Origin of the sequence: Actinoplanes sp. NPDC051494 (assembly GCF_044454705.1) — a bacterium.
Lineage (GTDB): Bacteria > Actinomycetota > Actinomycetes > Mycobacteriales > Micromonosporaceae > Actinoplanes.
Window position 1 is genome coordinate 599193 of the sequence record NZ_JBITDZ010000001.1, and the last position, 1841, is coordinate 601033.

At 72.9% G+C, this 1841-nt stretch carries 1 pseudogene; it reads right to left on the minus strand.

Features of this window, described 5'->3' with window-relative positions:
* Positions 1–98 precede the first annotated feature (98 nt).
* Positions 99–425 (minus strand): annotated as a pseudogene (locus ACIA6A_RS02690) (GNAT family N-acetyltransferase); the annotation flags it as partial.
* Positions 426–1841: the final 1416 nt, after the last annotated feature.

Sequence of the window (1841 nt, forward strand, 5' to 3'; positions counted from 1 at the left end):
CGGGGCGGGGCGCGCGCCCCCCCCCCCGCCCCCGGGGGGGGGGGGGGGCGCGGGCCCGGCCCCCCCCCCCCCCCCCCCCCCCCCCCCCGATGGGTATTTCAGAGCACGAGCTCGGCCGCCAGCAGATCCATGAGCAGCCCGTCATGCCACGAGCCGTCGGCGTCCCGCTCATACTCACGCATGACCCCGACCGGCTTGAAGCCCACTTTCGCGTAGCAGCGAATCGCCGCGACGTTGTCCGCCGCCGGGTCGATCACGAGCCGATGAAACCCCACGACCCCGACCAGGTACGCGGCAAGCGTGCGCACGGCATCCGTACCCACACCGCGCCCATGCAGGTCCGGGTCGACAAAAATGTCCACGCCCGCATGCCGATAATCCGGATCCGCCTCAGCCGACCACTGGATGGCCCCCGCCACCCGCCCACAGCCGTCACCACCCGCCCGGCCCCCGCCGCCCCCGCCGCCAGTGCCGCCCTTCCCGTCAGAGCCGCCCTTCCCGTCAGGGCTGTGTTTCCCGCCTGGCCCGCCCTCGCCGCCAGGCCCGCCCTCGCCGCCAAGGCCACCCTCGCCGCCAAGGCCACCCTCGCCGCCAAGGCCACCCTCGCCGCCCTCGCCGCCCTCGCCGCCCTCGCCGCCCTCGCCCTCGCCGCCCTCGCCGCCCTCGCCGCCCTCGCCACCAAGGCCAGTTTCCCTGTCGGGTGCATCGCTGTCGGCGGTTTTCCCTTCGCCGGACATTTGCTCCTTTTCGGCGGTTTTCTCCTTGTCAGCGGGTGCGTCTCGGTCGGCGATCAGGATCGTCAGGAACTGCAGGTCCTCGTCGGCGATCGACTCGCGGACCTCGGCGGCCAGATCGTCGCCGCCGCGCCATCGCGCCCGGACCTGCGGCGTCGCCCGAATGGCCGCCAGAGCCGGCACATCTGCCTCGGTGGCCGGGCGCAAGGTGACCAGCTTTCCGTGTAGCGGCACGGAATTCATGGCCATCGCACCGCCGCTGCCGGCCCCGTTTCCCCGGCGGCGAGCGCCCGCCCGAGGATCACTGCCATGCCCGTACCCTATCGGTTGGCGGATGGTAGTTTCGCCCGCGAAACGGGTCGGTTCACGATGGCGAGGTTACGGTGACGGGCTGGCAGACGGCGCTGAAACGCCAGGCCCGAACCCGGGATCACCCACTCCACGCCGTAGCGTCCCCCCACCCTCACCCGTTGTCCACGCCGGACGGTTCGCCGGACCCGCGACCGACCCCCGACGCGGGCACCCCCGCCCGAGATCTCGACCGAGCCCTGGACGTGATCGTGAGTTTCGCCCCATGACAACCGACGACCGGACCACCCCCGCCCGGACCCGCCCCCGCCCCGCCATCTGGTTCCAGCCGGAATCCGAACCCCCACCCCGCCCGGGCCCCTGGACCACACCCCCACGCCGCCCGGCGGACGCCATCTGGCCCCACCCGGAGCCCCGCCCCCACGCGGCCCACTCCGAGCCCTCGGCGGCGCAGGCAGCCTGGCGCTGGACCCGTACGCCGAAGGAAGACCCCCGCCCGGTCTCCCCCACACCACTCCCGCCCGCCCCGGACAAGGCCGTCCCCGGCACCGTCGGCCCGGGCGAGGGTGATCCAGGCAAGACTGACCCGAACAGGGTTGACCCGAACAGGGTTGACCCGAACAGGGTTGACCCGAACAGGGTTGACCCGAACAGGGTTGACCCGAACAGGGCTGACCCGAACAGGGCTGACCCGAACAGGGCTGACCCGAACAGGGCTGACCCGAACAGGGCTGACCCGAACAGGGCTGACCCGAACAGGGCTGACCCGAACAGGGCTGACCCGAACAGGGCTGACCC